Origin of the sequence: Eubacterium sp. BL-380-WT-2B, assembly GCF_009696115.1 — a bacterium.
GTDB lineage: Bacteria > Bacillota > Clostridia > Eubacteriales > Eubacteriaceae > Eubacterium > Eubacterium callanderi.
In genome coordinates this window covers 21,809-47,026 of the sequence record NZ_VUMP01000009.1, presented here as the reverse complement: position 1 = coordinate 47,026, position 25,218 = coordinate 21,809, and the positions used below count along the sequence as shown (strand labels likewise).

18 protein-coding genes are annotated in these 25,218 nt (G+C 49.7%); 2 read left to right on the top strand and 16 right to left on the bottom strand.

Annotated elements, in window-relative coordinates; all coding sequences use genetic code 11:
• Window positions 1-44 precede the first annotated feature (44 nt).
• The 14 genes from FYJ53_RS17515 to FYJ53_RS17450 all read right to left on the bottom strand — a co-directional run bounded on the left by FYJ53_RS17515 (window position 45) and on the right by FYJ53_RS17450 (window position 16,719).
• Entirely contained in the window at window positions 45-686 is a 642-nt protein-coding gene (locus tag FYJ53_RS17515) for a hypothetical protein (RefSeq protein WP_148428919.1), read from the bottom strand.
• A 130-nt stretch (window positions 687-816) separates the two neighbouring features.
• Entirely contained in the window at window positions 817-1,638 is an 822-nt protein-coding gene (locus tag FYJ53_RS17510; protein WP_038351670.1) for a basic amino acid ABC transporter substrate-binding protein, read from the bottom strand.
• A 151-nt stretch (window positions 1,639-1,789) separates the two neighbouring features.
• The gene (locus FYJ53_RS17505; protein ID WP_013380463.1) at window positions 1,790-2,038 is read right to left on the bottom strand and encodes a TIGR03905 family TSCPD domain-containing protein; all 249 of its coding nucleotides are present in this window, start codon (window positions 2,036-2,038) and stop codon (window positions 1,790-1,792) included.
• A gap of 748 nt (window positions 2,039-2,786) precedes the next feature.
• Window positions 2,787-4,064 carry a sensor histidine kinase KdpD gene (locus FYJ53_RS17500; RefSeq protein WP_154557539.1) on the bottom strand — a complete coding sequence of 426 codons (1,278 nt, stop codon included), beginning with the start codon at window positions 4,062-4,064 and terminating at the stop codon, window positions 2,787-2,789.
• Window positions 4,051-4,734 carry a response regulator transcription factor gene (locus FYJ53_RS17495; RefSeq protein ID WP_090412403.1) on the bottom strand — a complete coding sequence of 228 codons (684 nt, stop codon included), beginning with the start codon at window positions 4,732-4,734 and terminating at the stop codon, window positions 4,051-4,053. Before FYJ53_RS17495 ends, FYJ53_RS17500 begins: the two co-directional genes overlap by 14 nt.
• A gap of 25 nt (window positions 4,735-4,759) precedes the next feature.
• Entirely contained in the window at window positions 4,760-5,515 is a 756-nt protein-coding gene (locus FYJ53_RS17490) for an ABC transporter ATP-binding protein (protein WP_154557538.1), read from the bottom strand.
• A 1-nt stretch (window position 5,516) separates the two neighbouring features.
• Entirely contained in the window at window positions 5,517-7,898 is a 2,382-nt protein-coding gene (locus FYJ53_RS17485; protein WP_154557537.1) for an ABC transporter permease, read from the bottom strand.
• A gap of 142 nt (window positions 7,899-8,040) precedes the next feature.
• On the bottom strand, window positions 8,041-8,400 hold the full coding sequence (locus tag FYJ53_RS17480) for a hypothetical protein (RefSeq protein ID WP_154557536.1): 360 nt from the start codon (window positions 8,398-8,400) through the stop codon (window positions 8,041-8,043).
• Window positions 8,401-9,421: 1,021 nt separating this feature from the next.
• Complete coding sequence (locus FYJ53_RS17475) at window positions 9,422-10,096, bottom strand: TIGR03936 family radical SAM-associated protein (protein WP_013380457.1); 675 nt, start codon at window positions 10,094-10,096, stop codon at window positions 9,422-9,424.
• A complete protein-coding gene (locus FYJ53_RS17470; protein WP_154557535.1) occupies window positions 10,077-11,942 on the bottom strand; it encodes a TIGR03960 family B12-binding radical SAM protein in 1,866 nt (621 codons plus the stop codon). The genes FYJ53_RS17475 and FYJ53_RS17470 overlap by 20 nt, the downstream gene beginning before the upstream one ends.
• A gap of 116 nt (window positions 11,943-12,058) precedes the next feature.
• The gene (locus FYJ53_RS17465; RefSeq protein ID WP_154557534.1) at window positions 12,059-12,841 is read right to left on the bottom strand and encodes an alkyl sulfatase dimerization domain-containing protein; all 783 of its coding nucleotides are present in this window, start codon (window positions 12,839-12,841) and stop codon (window positions 12,059-12,061) included.
• Complete coding sequence (locus FYJ53_RS17460) at window positions 12,771-13,031, bottom strand: hypothetical protein (protein WP_143074416.1); 261 nt, start codon at window positions 13,029-13,031, stop codon at window positions 12,771-12,773. The genes FYJ53_RS17465 and FYJ53_RS17460 overlap by 71 nt, the downstream gene beginning before the upstream one ends.
• Before the next feature lie 171 nt (window positions 13,032-13,202).
• Window positions 13,203-15,011, bottom strand: coding sequence for an ABC transporter ATP-binding protein (locus FYJ53_RS17455; protein ID WP_154557533.1), 1,809 nt, complete (start codon window positions 15,009-15,011; stop codon window positions 13,203-13,205).
• Window positions 14,998-16,719 (bottom strand): ABC transporter ATP-binding protein, encoded by a 1,722-nt coding sequence (locus tag FYJ53_RS17450; protein WP_154557532.1) that lies wholly within the window; start codon window positions 16,717-16,719, stop codon window positions 14,998-15,000. Before FYJ53_RS17450 ends, FYJ53_RS17455 begins: the two co-directional genes overlap by 14 nt.
• Window positions 16,720-16,981: 262 nt before the next feature.
• On the opposite strand from FYJ53_RS17450, the gene FYJ53_RS17445 reads away from it, so the two are divergent.
• Together FYJ53_RS17445 and FYJ53_RS17440 are read left to right on the top strand one after the other, a co-directional pair.
• Window positions 16,982-18,547: a Na+/H+ antiporter NhaC family protein gene (locus tag FYJ53_RS17445; RefSeq protein WP_013380450.1), complete on the top strand. Its 1,566-nt coding sequence runs from the start codon at window positions 16,982-16,984 to the stop codon at window positions 18,545-18,547.
• Between the two features lie 136 nt (window positions 18,548-18,683).
• The gene (locus FYJ53_RS17440) at window positions 18,684-18,905 is read left to right on the top strand and encodes a YozE family protein (RefSeq protein WP_013380449.1); all 222 of its coding nucleotides are present in this window, start codon (window positions 18,684-18,686) and stop codon (window positions 18,903-18,905) included.
• A gap of 329 nt (window positions 18,906-19,234) precedes the next feature.
• On the opposite strand, the gene FYJ53_RS17435 is transcribed toward FYJ53_RS17440, so the two are convergent.
• Complete coding sequence (locus FYJ53_RS17435) at window positions 19,235-23,464, bottom strand: 2-hydroxyacyl-CoA dehydratase (protein WP_013380448.1); 4,230 nt, start codon at window positions 23,462-23,464, stop codon at window positions 19,235-19,237.
• A gap of 53 nt (window positions 23,465-23,517) precedes the next feature.
• A complete protein-coding gene (locus tag FYJ53_RS17430; RefSeq protein ID WP_154557531.1) occupies window positions 23,518-25,065 on the bottom strand; it encodes an FGGY-family carbohydrate kinase in 1,548 nt (515 codons plus the stop codon).
• Window positions 25,066-25,218 lie beyond the last annotated feature (153 nt).

The window sequence follows — 25,218 nt, the reverse complement described above, 5'->3', positions numbered from 1 at the left end:
CGGTACCCCATCAACACATTGTTGTTTTGGGGTACCGGCTTTTTTTAGTTCTGCTGATTTTTCAGGCTGTCCTTGATGGCATTGAGGATATCTGCGCTCATGATATTGCCGAAAACTGCGTTAACTGCGTTCGTATCAAGATTCACGGTCCATTTTCCGTTTTTATTCACGACTGGAAGCTCCAGCTCAGTGGTAGTTGTTTTTCCCTTGGCCTCCTTTACCAGGTTTAAAAAACGGTCTTCAGAGGGTTCTTCGCCAATCAGTTTATTGATAATCTGGGAGAGGTCGCGGTTGGTAACCTGCACCTTAACAGTTGCTTCACCGCCATTTGTCTGGCTGTCAAGAATCTTATAGGAAAAGTCTTCCGTCAGATTTGTGAGAAGTTCCTGGGATTCAGGATCCTGTGCGTCAGTGAGCAGCTGATTGTCATTCGAAGTCAGGCCGCTCAGCGCGCCGAATTCGCTGCCAAGGCTTATCTCGACATTTTCATTGAGGGTTTTTGCGTCTTTGTCCTTAAAAGCGTCAAATACGATTTTTACAGTTCCCTCCGGGGTTGATGGGTCTGCTGTTACTTCCATACCGGCTGTATCGCCTGGCTGGGTTGTATTATTCTTTTTTACACAGGCTGTCAATGAGAAAACCATGAGCGCCGCAAGGGCAAGGGTTAAAATTCTTTTTGCTTTCATATCATATACTCCTCCTTATCATTTGCCTCTATTCTACCAGAATTCTCTTGAAAAAGCTTAGAATTTCAGATTTCTTCAGAATTCTTTAGAAATACGTCTGAAAAATAAAAAAGAGCCCGAAGGCTCTTTTTTAATAATCTTTTAATTCTGTATTGATGTTTTCGGTAATGTCTTCACCAAACCATTTTTGAGACAGCTCAGCTAATTTACCGTTATCTCTCAGCTTCTGAAGTGTTTCTTCGATTTTCTGGGCGAATTCGGTGTCATTCTTACGCATGGTAATACCGATTGGCTCATTGGACAGCGTTTCAGAAGTAATGCTGTAAACATCTGGTTTTTTGCTGGTGTAGAACTGTCCAACCGGTTTATCAGTTAAGATATAATCAATGGTCTTTCCTTCCAGCGCGGTGAAAGCATCCAGCATTGCGTCAAATTTGCTGAGGTTCATGTCAGTGCCGTTTTCTATCATTTTTTCAGCGGCATAATCAGAGGTGGTTTCAATCTGAACCCCTACTTTTTTCCCTTTTAAATCATCAGCCGTTTTTGCCGGTGTACCGTCATTTCTGGATACAATGACAATACCATTGGCCGTATAAGGTGAAGACATATTGAAAGTTTTCTGACGTTCTTCTGTGATACTGGTCCCTGCGATGATCATTTCATACTGGTTTGAGGTTAAGCCATTGAAAATACCATCGAAGCCGGTATCGACCCATTCCGCTTTAACACCAAGTTCCTCTGCAATCGCATTTCCCATATCAATATCAAAACCAACCATTTCATTGTTTTCATCACGATATTCAAAGGGAACATAGGTTGCATTGGTGCCGATTTTTAGTACACCGTCTGCCAGCGGATCTTCTGCTGTTTTACCGCCGCAGCCAGCCAGTGTCAGGGAAGCTACGAGCATCAGCGCAACAGAAACGCCGACTAGTTTTTTCTTCATTTTCATTTCTCTCCTCCTAATGATTTTAAACTCAAGTCCTATTATACAGCATTATGCATAATAATTCAAGCATTTAAGCAGATGGCGGATTCAAATGAATAAAAGTGCACTGATTATACGATTGTATACAATAGTTTTACTTGTTTTTAACGGATGTTTATGCCTGTTCCAGCGCCTTTAGAGCCTTAGACAGCTGGTCCGGACAGGATGTGGTTTTATACCCGCAGGTGATACCGCTGAGTTTTGAAATGACATCCTCCACCCTCTGGCCTTCGACCAGAGCAGAGATGCCCTTGGCATTGCCATTGCAGCCGCCCAAAAACTCAAGGTTCCTGATGATACCGTCCTCCACATCAAAGCTGATGGAGCGTGAGCAGACGCCCTGTGTTGTATATTCGTATCGCATGATAATCTCCTTTGTATTTAAAAAATTCCAGAGATAACCTTACCATAAATTAATTTTTTTGACAAGCGCTTAAGTCCAAAAGAAAGCACAAAAAATAACTAGAACCGATCTGCTTTTTATAACTTCTGGCAAATCGGCTCTAGCGTTCAATCTCGGTTAGCATGTCTTTCGGACTCACTCCCTTCAATTGATTTTCAAATTTCAAAATCTTCTTCTGTTGTTAAGTAAACACCATCCCAACCTTATTCCCTATTCAATTGTAATCCTCTACTCGTATTTTTCAGTGTATCCTGTGTCTATCTTTTATTATTTATCTTTGTGAGACGCCTTACTCAACAACTTTCACATTTAAGACTCTATACGCTGTAAATGTAATACTCATTGTCCTTCAGATTTGTCTTCACACTCTTTAAGGTTACCTACTAAATGACTTTCGATTATCCGTTTCAATTCTTCACTCAACCGAAACATTAACGATAATTTGTGTTAAATAATTATGATCAAAATATATGATTAACGTGCCTTACTGTTTTATAATAAATTATTGTTTCCGAGTAAGTCACTGTTGCTCTTTATAGTTTAATCTTTGGTCGTTGGGATTTATTTACTTTTCAATGACCTTCCAAATCTGTCATTTTCAACTTTTGTTGATCTTGATCTTTGATTTATCTATATTATAATACGATTACATAGAAATGTAAAGGTTTTTCTTGTAACTAATTTGTAAAATTTAAGAAATGTTTAATTTCTACGAAATCCTGAGAACCAGTATAAAGGCCATGCCGTTTTCCAGAAGCTCGGCTGACAGCTCGCCCTCCATCTGCCTGAGATACAATCTGCTGATATAAAGGCCCAGCCCATTCCCAGGCTGGCCCTCTGCATTGGCGCCTCTCCAGAAGCTGTTAAAAAGGCTGGACATCTCGCTTTCCCCTACAGGCCTTCCGGTGTTTTGGATACGGATAAGCTCGTGCCCTTCTTCGAGTGCGCACTGGATTTGTATCGCGCCGCCGTCCCCGTATTTTACAGCGTTTTCCACAATGTTTCCGATGACCTCTGTCAGACGGTCAGGGTCTCCATATACCAGCCGGTTCTCATCACAGCTCATCGTAAAAAGAATATGACGCTGCTCCAGCTGGGAGGCCAGGCTTTCCCTGGTTTCTCGCATGAAATCGGCAATATAGAAATCCCGGTTATTGATCTGGATTTCACTGATGGCTTCCGAGGAGCTTTTAATAATCTCATCGACTAATCCCTCGATCTGCACAGCCTTGTCCTCGATTAAGTGAGCGCATGCCTCCTGTTTTTCGGGTGTCTGGTACAGATGCGTGTAAAGGGCGCCTGCATAAAGGCGGATAGCGGCCAGTGGTGTCCGGATATTGTGGGACAGGGAGGCCACCAGGGTTTTACGGTCACGCTCAAGGCTCAGACGCTTCTGCCTTTCATCGCTGAGAGCCTCACGCAGCATGTCAAGTCCCCAGATAAAACGGCCAAAATACCGGCTTTTTTCCTCCTCCAGGCCTTCGCTCAGCCTTCCCTTTGCCAGCTCCTCCGGAAGCCTTGAAGCCCGGTTAAAGGGCTTTAGTATTTTTTGCTCCACATAGATAAGTATACCCACAGCGGCCAGCGTGATCAGCGCCACAGAGAGGGCGGCAGTCTCTACAAGCCGGTAAAGGGTGTCCTGCTCCGGTGTGTAGGCGAACCGGGCATAGCCAGATAAAGTGCCGCCGCGGTAAATGGGCATGACCTTGTAGTCCTCAGCCATGCCCGCACCGGCGAAGAATGCTGAAGTTTCCTGCGCATCAGCCGCAGCGGGCAGCCAGTCATAGTTTTTTACCCGCTTCATCTGGGGGAGCAGCGCGCTGGCGCTGTCATCGCCCAGGGAAAGAGCGTTTGTCAGGCGGTTGATTTCAACAAGATATTCGCGGCTGCTCTGCTCGAAATGAAGCTGTGTCTGTGAGATTAAAAATAAAACCGCGGCAATACCGCCCAGAATCAGCGTGAGGATCAGAAGCCTATAGCGTCTCATATCGGTAGCCTACTCCCCAGACTGTTTTAATACGCCTGGGCTTTTTGGGATCGGCTTCAATCTTTTCGCGGAGCTTGCCGATATGGACGGTTAAGGTGGAGGGCTCGCTGAAGCAGTCCACACCCCATACCCTGTCAAAAAGCCAGTCCTTCTGCAATGTTTTGCCGGCGTTTTCCAAGAGCAGTACCAGAAGCTCATATTCCTTAACCGTCAGATTGATGGGCGTTTCATTTAAGTATACGCTGCGGGATGCGGTGTCAACCACCAGGTCTTTATCCCGCAAAAGAGGATTTTCCGCCTGATTCCCATAGCTGCGGCGGAGCTGTGATTTTATTTTAGCCAGGAGCAGCCCGATGGAAAAGGGCTTGCCCATATAATCGTCCGCGCCCAGGTTAAGGCCTGTAATCTGGTCATCGTCACCGCTGCGGGCGCTGATGATGATTACCGGCAGGCTCTGGGCGCTCCGGATTTTCGCACACACAGTAAAGCCGTCAATGTCTGGCAGCATAATGTCCAGCAGCACCAGCTTTACGGCTGTGCGTTCAAGAAAAGTTAAACCATCCTCCCCGGTGGTGCACCACTGTACCAGGTAGCCCTCTCTTTCCAAAAAGTCTTTTATCACAGCTCCCAGAGACCTGTCGTCCTCAATGAGCAGAATATCCGTTGCCATACGCCCTCCTTTGTTTTTCGTATTTTCACCACCCCATGTCCATAAGCCACTGGTTCAGGCCGCGTTCCCGCTCTCTGGGATCGTTGGCTGTCTTTTCCGGCTTGTATTCACCATTGATGTTCCCGTCTCTTATGTAAAGCACCCGGTCGGCCCGGGCAGCCACAGCTGGATCGTGGGTGACCACCATGAGGGCGGTTCCCTGGGCATTGACCTGATCCAGCACATTCATCACCTCCTGAGCGGCGCTTGAATTCAACGCCCCTGTGGGTTCATCGGCAAAGAGAACCTTTGGACGGTTGATGAGCGCGCGGCAGATACAGGCCCGCTGGAGCTGGCCGCCTGAGGTTTCAGAAATATCATTGTCGGCCAGCTCCATGATACCGAGCTGGTTCATAAGTGCGTCGGCATCGGCGTTTATCTCGGACCGGCTGCGTTTGTTGGCCATATAGGCAGATAAGATGATGTTCTCATAGATAGAGAGATTTTTCAAAAGGTACATCTGCTGGAAGATAAAGCCCATCTCCGTCAACCTGAGAGAGGCCATGGCCTCCTCCTTCATTTCGGACAGGCTTCTGCCGTCAAAAAATATTTCTCCGGCTGTGAGCCTGTCCATGCCGCTTACAGTGTAAAGCAGCGTGGATTTTCCTGATCCTGAAGGTCCCATCACCGCGGTGTACTCTCCTTCCCCAATGCTCATGTTTACGTTGCGCAGCACATTGTTCTGCTGCTTATTGACAATATAAGTTTTACAGAGGTCCTTTACCTTAAGTAATGTTTTCATGCTATTCTCCTGTAATATCCCAGATATGGATCTGTTTGATTTTGCCGCAGCCGGTGAATACAGCGGTCATTACCACCACTAAAAGCGACAGCGGGCAAAGAATATAGATTTCAAAAAAGTTTCCGTTAAAGCTGATATGCCCCCCGACGCCAAAGAGGCTGAACAGTCCGTTCATCATCGGTTCCCCAAAGACGCCGGAAAGAATACTCCCTACCATGGCTGAGGCCGTAAGCACCAGAAATATCTGAAGCGCCAGTCCGGCTTTGATCTGCGAGACGCGAAAGCCGCTGCTGCGCATAATGGCAATGCTCTGCTTCTGTTCCAGAATCCTCAGGCGGATAAACAGAGCGGTGATCAGGAATACAATGAGGGCGATGATCATCAGAACGATCAGGACAATGGTATTGAGCTGGTCTGCAAAGCCGCCGCTGTACTGGGCTGAGTAGTCCGCCGGGGTCATAACCTTCAGCTCCTTATGGTTTTCCTTTAAGGTATTGACCATGGTTTCGTGGTCTCCTGCGGGCAGCTTTCCCACAAAGTTCACATTGTAACCCTGCCTGAGGGAGTTACCCGTCCCCAGACGCAGCACATTCCCAAGATTCATGCCGCTGTTGTACAGGCCTGTAATGATAAAATCCTTTTCCGCCTGTCCATCGGTTGTGATCCGTATGGTGTTTCCAACCGTTTTACCGTAGCGTTCTGCAATACTTTCGGTAAGGGCGACCTCATTGTCCAGTTTCGGCGCCGTCCCTTTTGTATAGGAATACTGATCCAAGGGCCAGGCCATCATGGTTTCGCTGACGGTTTCCTTTGTTTTTTCATCGTCTGTACTGATTTTAACTGAAGAGATGTACTCGCTCTGCAGCTCAAGCCCGGGGATATCCTTTCTAAGCTCCGTTTCCATGGATTGGCGCATGGACTCAATATCCTCTGTATCCATATAGGTATTGCTGCCGGCCACATAAAAGTCACCGCCGCTCATACCGAGGTAAGTCATCATCTCTGTGCCTGTAATAAAATGCCGGAGATTGAGCGGAATAATCATCACTGCGATGCAGAGCATAAAGGTGATGGCCAGTACCGTATAGCTCTTGAAACGAGACAGAAGGTCGTTTACGGCCATAAACACCACTGGCGGCATTTTTTTTCTGCGGTACAGGACACTCCGCCCAACAGGTTTAAAGCGTTCTCCTGTGCTGCCCTGACGGATAGCGTCAATGGGCGAGATTCTGGCAATCCGCCTCAGACAGAGCAGACAGAACAGAAGGGTTATGCCGATGACCAGCGCAGCCCCGAGCGCTGCCATGATTATGCCCGAACCATTTTGAGGTATGATCAGAGATTCAGAGATGCTCCTGGACATATAGCGGGCAAAAGGAATACTGAGCAGAAAACCGGTCAGCCCCGCCGTGGCAGACAGAATAATGTATTTAGAAAGGTACAGCCGCCTGATCTGACGGTTTTTAAAGCCAAGGGCCTTCATGACGCCGATTTCGCGATAATCGTCCTCCACTGCTGAGACAATGGTGAAACGTAAAATCAGAAAACTAATGGCTGTCAGAAAAACACAGACCAGAAAGAGAAAAGCCGCCACAACGCCATCCACAGCCATATAGGCGACACGCACCAGCTCTTTGGTCAGGTTGCCCACATCCGGCAGTCCAGCGTCGCTGTAGCTGGTAAAAAGATCGGTGTCTCTGGTCCCCGGGGTGGTCTGTACAGAAAGCAGACTTCCCTGCATTTGGCCGCTGTCCTCTGTGTATTGCCTCAGAAGCTCAAAATCGCTGTCGGATACCATGAGCCTTTTTACACCGACCATAGAAGCTCCCCAGGCGGCGTCCTTTGTAAAGGCTGTGATACGGAAATCTTTTTCCGTTTTCCCAATCCTTACCTTTACGGTGTCGCCCAGCTCCGGTTCAGACTGGCTTTTCAGGTATACCGGAATGGCGATCTCGCCAGGGCTGAGCGTAAAGCGTGCGTCCTGCTCGTCAAAAACAAGGTTCATGTCCTCCGGAATGGTCTGGAGATAAAGCATCGTGGAGGAGGAAACCTCTTTTTCAGAGGCATCGCCGGTAAAAATAAGCTCCTCGGGCTTTAAACTGATCACCCGGGCATTTTGATAATCTGTAATGATTGGGCTGTCTTCGGCCCATCGCTGTATCTTATCGGTCATTGCCGCTTCTGTTTCTTTTGGATAGCTTATGGTGAAGCCAGCATCCGATATTTTGGCCGCCTCAAAGAAATAGTCCAGTGCTGTGGTGGTTGTGAACATGAGGTTCATGCTCCCTGCAGCCAGCATGGAGGCCAGAGCAATAAAAACTAACAGCACGATATTAGTGGTTTTCTTTTTTCTCAGGTCATTTTTGAAAATTTTGAAAAACAAATTGACACCTCTCTCTCAAGTGATGCCTTTAGTATAGACGGAAAGTTATTAAAAAATCCTAAAGTGCCAAAAAATTTCAAAAAAGTCGAAAACGCCCAAAGCTATTTGGAAAAATAGTCTTGGGCGTTTTCGATCGTTCTGATTAATTCTTCTTACACTTGCAGCTTGCCAGAACAGCTTCTTCGTTTCTGGACTCTCTGGATTCCTGAAGCGGATTGTGGTAGCCAGCGCTCGGCGCCTTGTCCACTGCGTCTTCGTCCAATAACGGGTTAGCGTACATTTCAGCCTTCACTTCACTTCCGGCGTTTTCTTCGGCCGGCGTTTCTGGTGCCATATCGTTCGGGTCGTTCTTTTTGCATTTGCAGCTTGCCAGAACAGCTTCTTCATTTCTGGACTCTCTTGATTCCTGAAGCGGATTGTGGTAGCCGGCGCCCGGTGCCTTGTCCACTGCGTTTTCGTTCAATAACGGGTTTGCATACAATTTTTCTTCCTGTGTTCTCATTTCTCTTACTCCTTCAACTTTTTTGAATTTTTCGGTAATTGCTTTTCCGATTTATTCGTAACTTTTTTTGTTACTGTTTATACTGTAATTATATTTGTTACATATTGATTTGTCAAGCATTTTTTAAAATTATTTGGAATATTTTTTAAAAAAAAATGAAAATAAAAAAAGCCCGCCAACTTCACATAGAAATCAGGCCTGGCCTCAAAAAATGACTAAGACCAGTTTTACTTCGTTTCAGCGTTTCTGTAAAACTGGTCTCAGCGTTCAGATTCAGTTAGCATGTCTTTTGGACTCACTCCTTTCGAATCTTTAAACCAAATATCAAATTTTTCATTCAGTATCTTTATATCTTTTTGAATAGTTCCTCAACTTGCGATCCTTACAGTCCTTTACTGGGTTACACGTTCAAAATCCTTTTTGATATGGAACACGTTTATGTAATATCACCTACTCCATGGATTCTTCGACGCTTAAGTCTCTATATGCTATAAGTCGTGTACTCCTCCAGCTTTAGGCTATGCCCCTATCTGATTTTCTACTTATGTACTTTTCAAGCCAGCAAGTGATACCATTAGATTGTTGTTATCTTAGGGTTTATTAAATTCTGAAATTCCATTCGACCATTAACATCTTACTACGATTATTGACTTATTGCATCAACATCTTATTACGGATATTTTTGGTTTTCCTTTTTTTCATACTTCTAATAAAAATCTTTTGGGGTTTACTTCTTTTAGGTGTTGATACAGCCTACTTTCAATAATCACCTTTTTGATTTTCATTACCAAAGCTGAGCTTCTATTCACTTGTTAAAGACCTTTCAAAGATTACTGATGTTTCTTTGATCTTTGATTTGTCTATATTATACCACGATTTCAACCTTTGTAAACGGTTTTTTCGTAAACAAAACGTAACGTTTTTGTAAACGTACACATTAAAGTGGTAAATTATAGCGGAACCCGCTGTTTTAAAGGGTTCCGCAGCTTATTATATGGCTTAAACGTTTCTGTAAATATGATCAGGATTTGAGGTTCAGCGCTTCACGGGTCATGACAATGGTCGGGTCTATGACAAAGCAAGGGTTCACGGACTGGTTAACAGTCTGCAGAACCAGCTCGGGCTTTACGCTCTGCTGTTCAAGGTATTTAAGTCTGAGCTCAAGCACGGCATTTCCCTCCTGTACGGAAAGAACCCGGATATCCTTTATAAAAGGCCGGATATTTTTGGGAACCAGCTTCCCCTTTTTATTTCTTTTTTCAAGTATCACCTCATCGAGGGACTTGTAGGTATTTAAAATATCCGATAGGGATGTCTCGTCTATTCCGTCTTCCAACGCGACCTCAATCCGGTAGCGGCTGTCTGTTAAAGACGCGCTCAAAGAAGTTTTTCCCTGGGGAATTTTTCTGGCCTCCACCACTTTCAGGCCCTCAGGCAGTGCGGCGTTCAGCCTTTTGGTAAATTCCATCAGATCAATATCGCGGGTCAGCACCACATCACCGTACTCGCTGTCGCTCATGAGCCCGACAGACATAGCCAGGGCAAAGGACAGTTTAGGATGTGGGTTAAAGCCGTTTGAGTGGGCAATATCGAGCCCGGCCCGGCGAAAGGCCCGCTGGAACAGACGCTGCTGATCTAAATGTGAGATAAAGCGCAGCTCCTCGCCGCGTGTAAATTTAAACCGTATAGTGCTCATGGCATTTCCATCCTTTACTGAATTGCATGACGCCGCAGCTGCTGCAGCCCTCACGGCAATAAGGCGTCAGAGTCTCTTCTGTTGATTTTTTCCATTCCTTTTGCAGGAATTCTTTTGTCACACCGATGTCAATAAAATCCCAGGGCAGCAGCTCATCAAAGCTGCGGCTTCGCAGGGCATAGAAATCCGGATCGACCCCGGCCTCCTCAAAAACAGAGAGCCATTTTTGATGGTTGTAATGCTCCTGCCAGCCGTCAAATTTACAGCCTGCCTCGTGGGCTTTCAGGAGCACCCTGCCCAAACGGCGGTCGCCCCTTGCAAATACAGCTTCCAGATAGCTCAGGGAGCCGTCGTGCCAGTTGTAGGAGATTTTGCGGTCTTTAATCAGGGATTTCAGCATTTTCTGTTTTTCGATAAACTGGTCACCGGTATTTTGTCCAAACCACTGGAAGGGTGTAAAGGGCTTGGGCACAAAACAGGACGTGCTCAGCACAATTTTCACGGCTTTATTGCGTTCTTCTCTCGGTACAGCGTAATATTCATCCAGAACCTTTTGCCCCAGGTCAGCGATTCCGGCAATATCGGCTTCTGTCTCTGTGGGCAGTCCAATCATAAAATAAAGCTTGATATGGCCCCAGCCGCGTTCAAAGGCGGTGCGTACTGTGGTTAAAAGGTTTTCCTCGGTCACCCCTTTATTGATGACATCCCGCATGCGCTGGGTACCGGCCTCTGGCGCAAGGGTAATGCCGGTTTTCCTTATTTTTTGAATCTGCTCCAGCATATCAATGCTCAGAGAATCAATGCGCAGCGACGGCAGTGATACGCCAATACACTGGTCCTCGTAATCAAAAACCAGATCCTCGATCAGGGCTTCAATTTTTGAATAATCGCCGGAGCTCAGTGACGCCAGTGAAATCTCCTCATAACCGGTTGTTTTAAGCAGGGTTTTAATCCCCTCCTCGATGGTGTTCAGACTTTTTTCGCGGATCGGGCGGTAGATCATTCCCGCCTGGCAGAAACGGCAGCCTCGGCCGCAGCCTCTGAAAATTTCATAGCTCACCCGGTCGTGGACAGTTTCGGTGTAAGGCACAACATATGTTTCGGGATAGTAGGCGTCGTCAAGGTCTTTTATAAAACGCTTGCGAATTTTGCGGGGCGCTTCTTCGATAAGTGGTGTGAAGGCCTTTAAGGTGCCGTCCTCATGATAAGCCGCTTCGTAAAAGGCCGGGACATAGACGCCCTCGATGGACGCGGCTTTTTTCAGATAGTCTTCCCTTGTACCGCCCTCTGCCTTAAAGCGCCGGTATGCGTCCATGAGCTCAAGGATGGCTTCCTCGGCCTCACCGATGACAAAAATATCCACAAAGTCGGCCAGTGGCTCGGGATTGTAGGCGCAGGGGCCGCCCGCCATAATAAAAGGCATATCCTCGCCACGGTCCTTTGAGAGCAGTGGGATGCCGCCAAGCTCCAGCATATTGATGAGATTGGTGTAGCTCATCTCGTACTGGAGGGTAAAGCCCACAAAATCAAACGCTGAAATGGGATCCATGGATTCCAGCGCGTAAAGCGGGATCTCCCGGCTGCGCATCTGCGCCTCCATATCCACCCAGGGCGCAAAGACCCGTTCGCACCAGATATCCTTCTGGTCGTTTAGCAGGCTGTACAGTATTTTCATGCCCAGGTGGGACATTCCCACCTCGTAGGTATCAGGAAAGGCAAAGGCGTACCGGATCGTGGTATCCTTGAGATCCTTATGGACTGCTCCCACCTCATTGCCCTGGTAGGTGATGGGCTTTGTCACCAGGGGCAGCACTTTTTTATTGATCAACTCTTTATCGTAATGCATTGGTTCCTCTTTGTTTTTTATTTCGTTAGCCCTCCTATCTTACAATAAGTACGGATAAAAGTCAAAAAGGATTCAAAAAAAGCACAGCGCAAAAATGTGCTGTGCCCTTGTCCGGTTTAGGGTTCGACAATATTGAAAAAATACTCAAAGGTCACCATGTGCTCCGTCAGTTTTTTTAGGATATCCTGGTCTCCCTCGATTTTGATGGTTTCCTGCTGTTTGGCTTCATCCTTATTCAGAATGGTAAACATGGCAACCCTCGGCAGTGTCAGGGTGGCATCTGCGTCGTCTGCCTGCATGCCCTTCTGGTATAGAAGGACGCCAGAATCCACTCGCAGCAGGTAGGGATCGGTATCGGTAAAATTGAGGTTGATTTTCAGGTTGACGTCCTGTGCCGCGTTGGAATCGGTCAGGATTCCCATATAATCCATCATCATCTCAGGCGTCATGGATTTTTTGAGGTCTGCGCTGCTGTTGGCTTTGAGGGCTGTATCGGTTGTGGTTCCCTCCCTCAGCTCTTTAGCGCCGGAGAGATAAGCGTTGCGCCAGGTGCCCGATTCCGCCTGATAGCCAAGCTGCTCCAGAGCGTCGGCGCACAGATAGCGGGCTTCCTGATTGCCTGGATCGGCAAAAACCAGTACATTGGTGATCTCAGCTACCCACTGGTATTCGCCCTTGTCAAAATCGGCCCTTGCCTTTTTGAGCACCTCGCCGGTATCGCCCATGTACTCGACATATTTTTTAGCGCTGTCGCTGGGTGTGAGCGGGTTCAGGTTTACCGGATTGGCGTCGTACCAGCCCATGTATTTCTGGTAGACGGCTTTGGCGTTATGGGCAACTGTGCCGTAATACTGGCGGGTATACCAGTTTTTTTCCAGAGACTCCGGCAGTGTGATCATAAAATTCCCGTTCCTGCTCGTCGGAAAAGTCCAGCAGGGCGTAGACCTCTTTGTTTTTATCCTGAGTCGTCTTGGTGGCTTCCTTTACAGATGCGTCAGAAACTGTGCCGGAATGGCCGGAGCTGCACGCCGAAACCGTTAAAAGCGCGGCGGCAATACTCATAGAAAATAAAAGTCTTGAATATTTCATATCAATCCCCTTTTTTCTTTATTGTATAAAAGGTTTACTTTTTTGTCTACTGTTTTTTCAATGTATTATAAAAGACCACAGAACAGCGTATCCTGTGGTTCAGAGCATCAAAAAACTTTATTATGGAGCATTCACCAAGTATCACGGCATCCTTTTGTTTAGGACTTGTTATCAGTCATCAATGCCAAGCTGGGTTTTATACATGTGGCTGTAAATGCCGCCCAGAGCCATGAGCTCCTGATGGCTCCCCATCTCGGCGACACGGCCATTTTTCAGCAGGAGAATCTGGTCAGCGTCCCGGATCGTGGACAGGCGGTGCGCAATGATGAAGGAGGTCCGGCCCTCGGTAAGCCGCAGCATGGCTTCCTGTATCCGGCTTTCAGTCCGGGTGTCGACAGAGCTGGTGGCCTCATCGAGGATGAGAATGGGCGCGTCGGCCAGAATCGCGCGGGCAATGGTGATGAGCTGGCGCTCACCCTGGCTCAGACTTCCGCCGCCGCCGGTGATGAGGGTCTGATAGCCCTCAGGCAGACGGCTGATAAAACCGTGGGCGCCTGCGGCTCTGGCGGCTTCAACGACCGCGCTGTCCTCGGCGTCCTCCCTGCCATATCGGATATTCTCAAGAATACTCATATGAAACAGTGCGGTATCCTGGAGCACAACACCAAAGCAGCGCCTCAGGTCTGCCAGTCGGTAATCCCTGATGTCATGGCCGTCCAGAAGAATCTGTCCGTCCGTGACATCATAGAAACGTGTCAGGAGACTGATGATTGTGGTTTTCCCGGCCCCGGTCGCGCCGACGACCGCCATGCGGGCTCCGGCGCTGGCTTTAAAGCTTACATCCTTAAGGATCGGTGTGTCTGGATCATAGCCGAAATACACATGCTCAAAAGCCACGTCGCCTTTTGGATTGACAATGGGCAGTGCGTCTGGAATATCAGGAGGTTCTGGAATCTCGTCAAAAATTTCAAAAATCCGTTCGGCGCCGGCCACAGCGGTTTGAAAGACGTTATAGATGCTCGCAATATCGTTGAGGGGGCGTGTAAACTGTCTTGAGTAGAGCAGAAAACTCGAGATGGTCCCAATACTCACCATTCCCCTGGCAGCCATGACGCCGCTGGCAATGGAGACCGATATAAAGCTGAGGTTTTTAATCACGTTCATGAGCGGCATAAGATAGCCGGACCATACCTGTGCCCTGGTGCCAACATCGCAGAGCGCCGCGTTATTTTTTTCAAATTCCTCAATGACCGCTTCCTCTCTGCCGTAGGCCTTAACCAGAGTGAGCCCTGAGATGGTCTCCTCAATTTCTCCATCCAGACGGCCGAGGGCTGCCTGCTGCTTTTTAAACAGCCTGCGGGTAACGCGGGTAACGGTGCGGGTCAGTAAAAAGACCAGCGGCACTACCGCCAGGGCGGCCAGTGTCAGCCACACATTGAGGGCGAGCATAATACCGAGGACTCCCGCAAAGGTAAAGACAAGCATCATGAGCTGCGCCAGTGAATCTGAGATGGTGGAGCTGATATTGTCGATGTCGTTGGTCAGGCGGCTCATGAGATCGCCGTGAGGACTCCGGTCAAAGAAGGCCAGCGGCAGATCCTTCATCACGTCAAACAACGCTTTGCGGATATAGCAGATCATGCGCTGAGATACTGAGGCCATGATGTAGTTCTGGGCAAAACGGACAGCCCAGTCACCGATGTAGGCCAAGAGCAGAAACACGAGGAGCGTGACGGACAGATGGCCGTTGTTAATGCTGTCAATGATCTTACCAATGAGCAGAGGTGTCAGCATGGCAGACAGGGAAGCCAGCCCTGACAGGACAAAAACCAGCCACAGGCCCTGCCGTCGGCCTTTTGTCAGGCTCCAGAGCCTGGACAGTGTCCCTTTCATGTTTTTAGGCTTTACCACCTCAGCGATCCTGTGTTTTCCGGGTGAGCGTTTGACTGGAGGCAGTCCTGCGGGATCAGCGGCTGGCATGTTCATCATCTCCTATCTGGGATTTATAGATTTCACGGTAGACCGGGCTTTCTGCCATAAGCGCTTCATGGGTGCCGAAACCGGAGACGCGCCCCTCATCCATGCAGAGGATTTTATCCGCCCGCATGACCGAGGCGATGCGCTGGCTGATGAGAATCACCGTGGTTCCTCTGGCGTATTCCCGGATACGGGTCATAACAGCCGCCTCGGTGGTGGCGTCAAGGGCGCTGGTGCTGTCGTCCATCACCAGTATGGCGGGATGGCGGATCAGCGCTCTGGCGATGGAGAGCCGCTGCTTCTGCCCGCCGGACAGGTTTACCCCGCCCTGCCCCAAAACCGTGTCGTAGCCCTTGGAGAAGCCATTTATAAATTCATCAGCGCAGGCCGCATGTGCTGCGGCGTCGAGCGCTTTATCGTCCGCTTCAGGATCTCCCCACTTCAGGTTATCCCGGATGGTGCCGGAAAACAGCAGTGACTTTTGGGGAACCATGCCGATGGCCTCGCGAAGCTGGGAAGTTTTCTGGCTTCGCACATCCCTTCCCCCCACGAGCACCCGGCCTCCGGTGACGTCGTAAAATCTTGGAATCAGGCTGACCAGAGTGGATTTGCCGGAGCCGGTTGCTCCGATGATACCCAGCACCTGGCCGCTTTCAACACAGAAGGATACATTGTCCAGCGACTTTTCAGGCGAGTGGATATAGGAGAAAGAAACATTCTCAAAGGCCACACGGCCATCAGGCTTTTCGGCTGTGGGTATTTCCGGTTCGCACATGGCGGCCTTTTCAGAAAGAACCTCCTGCACACGCTCGGCCGAGGCTGTGGCCCTCACCATTGTGTTGAGGATATTGGAAACCATGGACAGGGCAAAGAGCACCTGAGTCATGTAATTGACAGAGGCCATAAGCTTTCCCACATCCTGGTGTCCTCCGGTGCCGCCCAGCCACAGCAGTACCACAATCCCGATGTTGACCGTCAGGTTGATCAGCGGCCCAAACACCGCGGTCACCCGGGTGGCTGAAATACCAGAGGCTGCCAGCTCCTCGGCGGCAGTGCCAAAACGGCCGGTCTCATAATCTTCCCGCCCAAAGGCTTTGACGACCCTTATGGAGGTCAGAAATTCGCGGCTTACGCTGTTCAGCCGGTCCAGCCTGCGCTGAAGACGGACAAATCTCGGGTAGCCAAAGCGCATATTCCCGGCGATGAGCAGGGTCGAAATGACCAGGATGACCACAATCATGGGGATCTGTCTGGGTGTCTGGGTTACAATGAGGATAATGGCGCCGATACAGGTAATGGGCGCCTTGACCAGAATACGCATGGTCCCGTTAATAAAATTCTGGATCTGGGTGACATCGTTGGTGATGCGGGTGATCAGGGATGCGGGGTGAAGCCGGTCAATATTTTCAAAAGAGAAGGCCTGGATTTTCCGGTATAGCTCTGAGCGGAGCTCCTTTCCAATCTGCTGGGAGGTGCGGACGGAAAGATTGTTGCGGATCACTGCGCCAGCCGCCCCCACAAAGGCTACCCCCAGCATAATGCCCCCAAAAAAGAGCACTGTGCCCACGTCCTGGTTTTTTACGCCGTCATCGACAATGTGGGACATGAGCGTGGGCTGGAGAAGGTCGCTGAGGGACTCGACCGTCAGGAAAAAGATGGCGGTCAGAAACAATCCCAGATGTTCTTTGATTTTGGTTATGATCAGCTTCATGGTAATCCCTGCCTTTTATTTTCATATAGGTCTATTGTAGCATAAAAAAACCATAAAATGACAGTTAAGGGGGTAAAAGTAAATCCTTTATTATGCTTTTCAAGGCATTTTTATGTTTGCAACAGGCGTGGCTTTATTGATTGAAAAATTTTTTTGAGGTTCAGAATACCTTATTCTATATATTTCCTTTAATTTGCATTAATTTTGTGTTAAAATTGGCTTGTTTGTGGAAGCAAATATAAAAAAATAAGGAGGAGTATTTATGGAAACAATCGATGTTGGTTTCTTATCGCTGTTACCACCGATCATTGCGATCGCTCTGGCGTTATGCACCAAAGAAGTTATTTCATCGTTGTTAATCGGAATACTTTCAGGGGGACTTATCTACGCGTTAAACACAGGCGGCGGCATCATTGAGATGAGCAGCGTAGCCTTCGGCGTTACTGCTGAGACCGTTGGTTCGCCTGGCAAGTTTAACATCATTCTCTTTTTGGCCCTGCTTGGGGCGCTGGTTTATGTGGTCACAATGGCCGGGGGCTCAAGAGCCTACGGTAACTGGGCTTCAACTAAGCTGAAAAGCAAGAGAAGCGCACAGCTGGCTACCAGCTTTCTGGGAATGCTGATTTTCATCGACGACTATTTCAACTGCTTAACGGTCGGTACCGTTATGAAGCCCGTCACAGACAAGTACAATGTATCCCGCGCAAAGCTGGCCTATATCATCGACGCCACCGCGGCGCCGGTGTGTATCATCGCCCCGATCTCAAGCTGGGCGGCGGCTGTCGGGTCAACCCTGTACGAAACCGGTGCCTTCACCAATGAATTGCAGGCTTTCTTCGCGACCATCCCATACAATCTTTACGCTATTTTATCCATTATTATGGTACTGGCGCTGGCCGCAACCAACCTGGAATTCGGGCCGATGGCTAAAGAAGAGTACAAGGCCGAGAAAAAGGGTGACCTTGGCGCTGTGAACGATGACCTTGAAAGCAACCAGGAGGTTTCTGATAAAGGGACCGTCTGGGATCTGATCATCCCCATCGGCGCGCTGATTGTGTTCTCAATCATTTCCATGCTGTGGAATGGCGGCTACTGGGCAGGCGAAGGCCTGACCATCGGTGAAGCCTTTGGGAACTGTGACGCCTCTGCGGCCCTGGTACTGGGCGGCTTCTGGGCGCTCGTTGTAACCTTCCTGCTGTTTATCCCGAGAAAGCTTGTGACCTTTAAGGAATTCATGGGCGGCATCGGCGAAGGCGTCAAGAGCATGGTTCCAGCATACATTATCCTGACGCTGGCGTGGACCATCGGTTCCTTATGCCAGGATTACCTGGGTACAGGCATTTACGTTGGCCAGCTTGTGGAAGCCAGCAACCTGCCGATGGGCCTGATTCCAGCCATTGTATTCCTGGTAGCGGCCGGCCTGTCCTTCTCGATTGGTACTGCCTGGGGAACCTTCGGGATCTTTATCCCAATCGTTGTATTCATCTGTCAGGCATCCGCGCCGGAGCTGATGGTTGTTACCCTGTCCGCAACGCTGGCAGGCTCTGTTTTCGGAGACCACTGCTCACCGATCTCGGATACCACCATCCTGTCTTCTACCGGAGCGGGCTGTGACCATATCAAGCATGTGGCCACCCAGATGCCTTACGCCTGTCTGGTAGCGGCGTGCTGCTTTTTCGGCTACATTGTCGCCGGATTCTCGTACGGCAACATCGCCCTGACACTTGGCACTGGCATTATCCTGCTGGCTGTTACCCTGTTCGTGCTTCACCGTCTCTCCAGCAGAAAACTGGAAAAAACAGAAGTGACTGCCGAGCCGGAGGCTTAAAGCAGGCCATCCGGTTTTGTGGAGAATCCAGAACTTTCTGTTGTGGATTCTCCATTTTTTTACCCTTAATAAAAAGAATTTTTCAAGCAAGTCGTTTACAGATATGTTATAATAAAGAAAAAAAGGGGGCTTGAAAATGGGCGAAAAAGTATTATTTAAAGAATGGCTTTGTGCCAGGTATTCAGACGACGCGTCTTATTTTGGTGATCTGGCAAAGGATGTGGCCGAGGATAAAGGCTTTCCGGATGACGGCTCAGCCGATGATTTTATCAGCTATATCGAAAGCCAGGGCGCCAGTGAGGAAGCACTGAAGGTGATGAGCGACGCCTACGCACTCTTTATAAAGGGCGATAACTAAACAAAAGAGAACCTGTCTTTTAAAGATGGGTTTATTTTTTTGCAAAATTTACTCCCAAGCCTTGCCGGAAAACAAAAAAGAAAAGCGGAAACCCGTTAAGGCTTCCGCTCGGTTTCCTATAGAAAAAGGGGAGTAATTCTAAAGGAAAAAGGATTATATGTGATATTTATTATTATAGAGTTATTGATCCCAAGTTGCAAGGTCAAATTTTGCAATATCGTTTGCAGATTTTAATTTATGAACTGAGATAAATAAAAAGAAAAACCTGTGAACAGAATGCCTCTGAACGTCAGGTTTTTCTTAGCTTTCAAGGGTTTTTTTGCCCCCTGTCAGATTCCAAGATTTTTATTGGCGGTTTCCATCATCAGCTTGATCCGGTTGATCTGGTTAACCTCGGAAGCGCCGGGGTCATAATCAATGGGAGCGATATTGGCCTTCGGATAACGCTTGCGGATCGGCTTGATCATCCCTTTGCCCATAACGTGGTTTGGCAGGCAGGCAAAGGGCTGGACACAGACGATATTTTCAACGCCCGATTCGATGAGCTCCATCATTTCAGCGGTCAGGAACCAGCCCTCCCCGCCCTGGTTCCCCAGCGCGATGAGCTCCTTGGCTTTCTCCGCTTTTTTATAAATGGTAGAAGGCGCATGGAAATGGCGGCTCTTATCCAGAGCCTTCTTCATGTTTTTGCGGTACATTTCCAACACCTTAATCCCGGCGATACCTGCGACTTTGCCCGATTTGCTGCCAGACAGCTCGTCATACTTGTAAATCGAGTTGTAGCAGCAGTACAGGAAGAAGTCAATGAGATCCGGCACTACCACCTCGGCCCCCTCGTTCTCCAGCACCTCAATGAGGTTATTGTTGGCGGTCGGGTGGTACTTGACCAGAATTTCCCCGACGATAGCGACCTTGGGGATTTTCTTCTCAATTCTGGGCAGGCGGTCAAAGTCCTCGACAATCTGAGTGACATTGCGCTTAAAGACCGACCATTTCGGCTTGCGGATATCAATCTTGACCCGCTCCTTCCACTTATTATACAGGGCCATGGCAGAGCCGGGCACCTGCTCGTAGGGCTTGGTGGCGTAGAGCACACGCTGGAACAGGTCGCCGTAAACCATGCCGATCACGGCGCGGTTCGTCAGCCCCGGTGTGATCTTAAAGCCCGGATTGTCCTCCAGGCCCACCAGGTTCAGAGAGATAACCGGCACCTGTTCCATGCCCGCTTCCCTCAGCGCCTTGCGGATAAAGCCCACATAGTTGGACGCGCGGCAGGGCCCGCCGGTCTGGGTCATGAGCACAGACACGTTGTCCAGATCATATTTGCCGGATTTCAGCGCCGCCATGATCTGTCCGGTGGTGATGATGGTCGGATAGCAGGCGTCATTGTTGACATAGGTCAGCCCTTCATCCACAGCCTTCTCATCCACACTCGGCAGCACCTCGACATTATAGCCGCTGGTGGCCATGGCGTCCGCGATAAACTCGAAATGAATCGGCGACATCTGGGGGGCCAGCAGCGTGTGGCGTTTGCGCATTTCCCTCGTGAACACCACCTTTTCAGGCAGTTCTTCACACGGGAGCTTGACGTGGTTCTTCTCACGTTCCTCCATGGCGGCCTTCAGCGAACGCATCCGGATACGGACCGCGCCCAGGTTGTTGACCTCGTCAATTTTGATAAGGGTATAAATGTTGCCCTTGCTCTCCAGGATTTCCTGAGTCTGCTCAGAGGTGACCGCGTCCAGGCCGCATCCAAAGGAGGTCAGCTGTACCAGCTCCAGAAAATCATACCGGGCGACCACCTCTGCTGCCTTGTAAAGGCGGCTGTGGTATTTCCACTGGTCCAGCACCCGGAATTTCTCCTCGTCAATGTCTGTGACCAGGTGGGCAATGGAATCCTCGGTGAGAACTGCCATGCCAAGGCCGGTGATGATGTTGTCGAGTCCGTGGTTGATCTCAGGGTCGATATGGTACGGCCGTCCGGCCAGCACGATACCTTTTTTATTGTTCGCCTTCAGCCATTCAATGGTTTCCTCGCCCTTTGCGCGCATGTCATCGCGGAAGCGGTCCTTTTCACCCAGAGCCAGCTTGAGGGCAACGCTGATCTCTTCCTTTGGAATACCCAGCCCGCCAAAGATTTCGATGAGCCGTTCCTCCAGGCGTTTGTGGTCATCCAGTGCGATGAAAGGATTCAGGAAGGTCACGTCGTTTTCCCTCAGAGATTCCATGTTGTGCTTGATGGTTTCGGGATAGGACATGACAATGGGGCAGTTGTACCAGTTGTCCACTTTTTCAAATTCCCGTTCCTCATAAGGAATGCAGGGATAAAAAATGGTTTTGATTCCCCGGTCGATCAGGTCCTGGATATGGCCGTGCACCAGCTTAGCGGGATAACAGACCGATTCGGATGGGATGCTGGCCATGCCCTTTTCATAAACCTTGCGGTTGGACTCCTCAGACAGCTCGACCCGGTAGCCGAGGCTGGTCAGGAAAATAAACCAGAAGGGATAGTTCTCATACTGGTTGAGCACACGCGGGATGCCGATCACACCGCGGGACGCCTGGTTGGTGGGCAGGGGCTGGTAATCGAAAACACGCTTGTACTTATACTGGTAAAGGTTGGGCAGGTCCTTGTTTTTGCGCCCCTCGCCCGCCCCAATCTCGCAGCGGTTGCCGGTGATGTGGCGGCTGCCGTCATTAAAACGGTTGATGGTGAGCAGGCAGTTGTTGCTGCATCCACCGCACCTTCGGTGGCTGACCTCCACCTCAAAGCTGTAGAGCCTGTCCAGATCCAGAAGCGTGCTCCTGTCCCCCTCGGCATAGTTTTCCCGGGCGATCAGCGCAGCCCCGAAGGCACCCATCAGCCCGGCGATGTCGGGCCGCACTACGTCCTTATCGGTAATCTTCTCGAAGGCGCGCAGCACCGCGTTATTGTTGAAGGTACCGCCCTGGACAATGATATTCTCGCCCAGATCCTTGGGATTATGCACCTTGATAACCTTTTGCAGGGCGTTCTTGATAACCGAATAGGATAAGCCGGCCGAGATTTCCCCAACCTCGGCGCCTTCCTTCTGAGCCTGCTTTACCTTGGAATTCATGAAAACCGTACAGCGTGTGCCCAGATCCACTGGCTTTTCGGCCAGAAGCGCCTGAGACACAAAGGCGTCCATGCTCAGGTTCAGGGACTTGGCAAAGGTTTCAAGGAAAGAGCCGCAGCCGGATGAGCAGGCCTCATTGAGAATAATGCTGTCAATGGTGCCGTTTCTTATCTTCATGCACTTCATGTCCTGGCCGCCGATGTCCAGGATAAAATCGACCTTTGGCATGAAATATTTGGCGCCCTTATAGTGAGCGATGGTTTCAATCTCGCCGATATCCACCTTGAGGGCTGTCTTGATCAGCCCCTCGCCGTAGCCGGTGACAGCGGATTTACCGATGACCGCACCGTCGGGCAGCTTGTTATAAACATCCTCCACAATCTTAATGGCCTGATTAAGAGGGCTTCCCTCGTTGCTGCCATAGTAGTGATACAGAAGCTCACCCTCACGGCCGATGAGTACGGCCTTGGTGGTGGTAGAGCCGACGTCGATGCCCAGAAAGCACGCGCCGGTGTAGGCTTCAAGGCTTCCCCGCTCCACACGGTCCTTTTGGTGGCGTGAGAGAAAGCTGTCCAGCTCATCCTGGTTTTTAAAGAGAGGGTCGAGGCGGTTGACCTCGCTGTCACCCGCCCCTTCAGTGTTCTGCACCCGTCTGACCAGCTCGGAAAGCGGCAGTGTGCCGTATTTATCGGAGGAGTAAGCAGAGCCCACAGCCACAAACAGGTTGGAGCCTTCCGGGAAGATCACCTGCTCTGGCGACAGCTTCAGGGTCTCAATAAAACGCTGTCTGAGCTCAGACAGGAAGTAAAGCGGGCCGCCCAGAAAGGCGACATTTCCACGGATGGGGTGTCCGCAGGCCAGGCCGCTGATGGTCTGGTTAACCACTGCCTGAAAAATGGAAGCCGCGATGTCCTCTTTGGCGGCTCCCTCATTGAGCAGAGGCTGAATATCCGTTTTGGAAAATACCCCGCAGCGTGAAGCGATGGGATAAATGGTCTGGTGGGTTTTCGCCAGCTCATTGAGGCCGGCGGCATCCGTTTTTAACAGGGTTGCCATCTGGTCGATAAAAGCCCCGGTTCCCCCAGCGCAGGTGCCGTTCATTCGCTGCTCGATATTGCCCTCAAAGAAGGTGATCTTGGCGTCCTCGCCTCCCAGCTCAATGGCGCAGTTCGTTTCAGGAATCAGCCGTTCAACCGCAACGGTCCCGGCCACCACTTCCTGAATAAAGGGAATGTCCAGCCATTTTGAAATCATCAGCCCGCCGGAGCCCGTCACACAGACTCTGGTCGTGATGTCGCCCACCTTTTCAAAGGTTTCTTTTAAAAGCTCTGCCATGGTCAGCTTGATATTGGACAGATGCCTTCGGTATTCTTTGTAAATAATCGTGTCGTTCTCGTCCATTACAACCACCTTAATGGTGGTTGAGCCTACGTCAAGGCCCATTTTGTAAGTTTTGTTCATGTATTATGCCTCATTTTTATTAATCATCAATCATTATTTGTAATGCTTGCTTGTTATTGCGCGCTCTCGATTTTTCCCAGCCGTTTATAGAGCGGTTTATAGCGCTTATACGCTCTTTTGTACACCTTGCGGTATAAATCAGCGTAAAGCTTGTTTTCTTCGAAATCTGGCAGGAAACGGCGTGATTTTCGCACCATCTCCGCCCCGGCTGTCTCAAGGTCCGGGTAGACGCCCAGGCCAACATAGGTGGCCATGGCGCCGCCGAGCCCGGTTGTCTCATAGGTCTGAACCCGGTAGACCTCCCGGCCAAAAACGTTGGCCATGATCTGGGCGATGTTGTCACTGCGGGAGCCCCCGCCGGACAGGCCGATGGTTTCCACCCGAACGCCGGATTTCTTCTCAATGGTTTCAAGGCCTTCCAGGAGCGCGAAGGCCAGCCCCTCGATGATGCTTCTGTAAATATGGTACTTACTGTGGCGCTCGCTGAAGCCGATGATTGAACCCTTTGCCTCAGGTTTAAAGGATTCCTGCCCCCAGTAAGGCTGCAGCACCAGGCCGCCGGAACCCGCGGGCACCGTAAGCAGCTGTCCGTTCAGATAATCAAGCAGATTCTCGCCCCGCTTCTCACAGTCCTCCCGCTCCTTACCGGCAAAGGTTTCGATAAACCAGTTGATCATCCAGAAACCGTGGTAAACGGTGATCTCAGGGTTAAAGGCCTTTGGGTCCACCCCGGGGAAGGGCGGATAAAAGGGAACCAGCTCATAATAACGCCTGGAGGTTGTCTCCACAGTGGCCTGGGTGCCAAGGGATACGCTGGCGCAGCCTTCGTTCACACAGCCGACGCCAATGGTCTCACAGCCCTTATCGGTGCCGGAACCTACAAGGGGCAGACCTTCTGGCAGTCCTGTTTTTTGGGCGGCCTCGGGTGTAATGACACCGATGACCTGGCAGGAATCCACCAGGTCACAAAGCTTTTCACGCTCGATCTGGATGATCTGGCGCTTGATTTCGTAAGGACCGCACCATTTCTTATGCTTGAAATCAAAGGGAAAGTGGCCCGCGATATTGGAGGTCGCGTCCACCATCCGGCCGGTCAGTTTATTGATCAGGTAAGTCGAAAGAAAAATGTATTTATCTGCAGCGCTCCACAGCTCCGGCTCATGCACCTTAATCCAGTGCGCGTGGGTGCCGGTGTTAAAGCTCTCGGTAAAGGCTTTTTTGCCCGCTATCCAGAAGGCGAAACGGTAAGGCTGCGGAATCGTCAACGGTTTTTCCAGCGTCCGCCGGTCCATCCAGCTGATGAAATCCCGCAGCCCCTCGCCCTTCTCGTCCACAATGGTGGCAATATCGCGCTGCACCGCGATGTTCATACCCGAAAGCGCCGCGATGTATTCAGGATAGCAGCGCTTCATCTCCAGGGTAACCGAAGCCAGATCCTCCCAGAACATGGCGGGCGGCGCCTCCACGTAATGCGGCTTCTTAGAGTAGTAGCCCTCAAACCTTTTCTCGGTCTTTGCCAGCGCCCGTCCTGTTTTGTCGAACACAATGGCCCGAATGCCCTGGGTGCCACAATCAATGGTTAAAACTAATTCCTTCTCCAAACCTTAACCTCAAAATCAAATTTCTTCTTATTTATTATATAGCACTTCTTAAACGACCACTATTATAACAAATCTTCAAGAATTTATCAAAGTTTTCTTTAGAACTATTTAAATCAGGAAAGGGTTACAATTAATTGAAGTTTTCCCCAGGTA

Excerpts from the sequence above, each read along its gene's own strand:
- FYJ53_RS17515 (WP_148428919.1), bottom strand. The coding sequence starts at position 686 with ATGAAAGCAAAAAGAATTTTAACCCTTGCCCTTGCGGCGCTCATGGTT.
- FYJ53_RS17510 (WP_038351670.1), bottom strand. The coding sequence starts at position 1,638 with ATGAAAATGAAGAAAAAACTAGTCGGCGTTTCTGTTGCGCTGATGCTC.
- FYJ53_RS17505 (WP_013380463.1), bottom strand. The coding sequence starts at position 2,038 with ATGCGATACGAATATACAACACAGGGCGTCTGCTCACGCTCCATCAGC.
- FYJ53_RS17500 (WP_154557539.1), bottom strand. The coding sequence starts at position 4,064 with ATGAGACGCTATAGGCTTCTGATCCTCACGCTGATTCTGGGCGGTATT.
- FYJ53_RS17495 (WP_090412403.1), bottom strand. The coding sequence starts at position 4,734 with ATGGCAACGGATATTCTGCTCATTGAGGACGACAGGTCTCTGGGAGCT.
- FYJ53_RS17490 (WP_154557538.1), bottom strand. The coding sequence starts at position 5,515 with ATGAAAACATTACTTAAGGTAAAGGACCTCTGTAAAACTTATATTGTC.
- FYJ53_RS17480 (WP_154557536.1), bottom strand. The coding sequence starts at position 8,400 with ATGAGAACACAGGAAGAAAAATTGTATGCAAACCCGTTATTGAACGAA.
- FYJ53_RS17475 (WP_013380457.1), bottom strand. The coding sequence starts at position 10,096 with ATGAGCACTATACGGTTTAAATTTACACGCGGCGAGGAGCTGCGCTTT.
- FYJ53_RS17470 (WP_154557535.1), bottom strand. The coding sequence starts at position 11,942 with ATGCATTACGATAAAGAGTTGATCAATAAAAAAGTGCTGCCCCTGGTG.
- FYJ53_RS17465 (WP_154557534.1), bottom strand. The coding sequence starts at position 12,841 with ATGATCACACTGCCGGAGTCTCTGGAAAAAAACTGGTATACCCGCCAG.
- FYJ53_RS17460 (WP_143074416.1), bottom strand. The coding sequence starts at position 13,031 with ATGAAATATTCAAGACTTTTATTTTCTATGAGTATTGCCGCCGCGCTT.
- FYJ53_RS17455 (WP_154557533.1), bottom strand. The coding sequence starts at position 15,011 with ATGCCAGCCGCTGATCCCGCAGGACTGCCTCCAGTCAAACGCTCACCC.
- FYJ53_RS17450 (WP_154557532.1), bottom strand. The coding sequence starts at position 16,719 with ATGAAGCTGATCATAACCAAAATCAAAGAACATCTGGGATTGTTTCTG.
- FYJ53_RS17445 (WP_013380450.1), top strand. The coding sequence starts at position 16,982 with ATGGAAACAATCGATGTTGGTTTCTTATCGCTGTTACCACCGATCATT.
- FYJ53_RS17440 (WP_013380449.1), top strand. The coding sequence starts at position 18,684 with ATGGGCGAAAAAGTATTATTTAAAGAATGGCTTTGTGCCAGGTATTCA.
- FYJ53_RS17435 (WP_013380448.1), bottom strand. The coding sequence starts at position 23,464 with ATGAACAAAACTTACAAAATGGGCCTTGACGTAGGCTCAACCACCATT.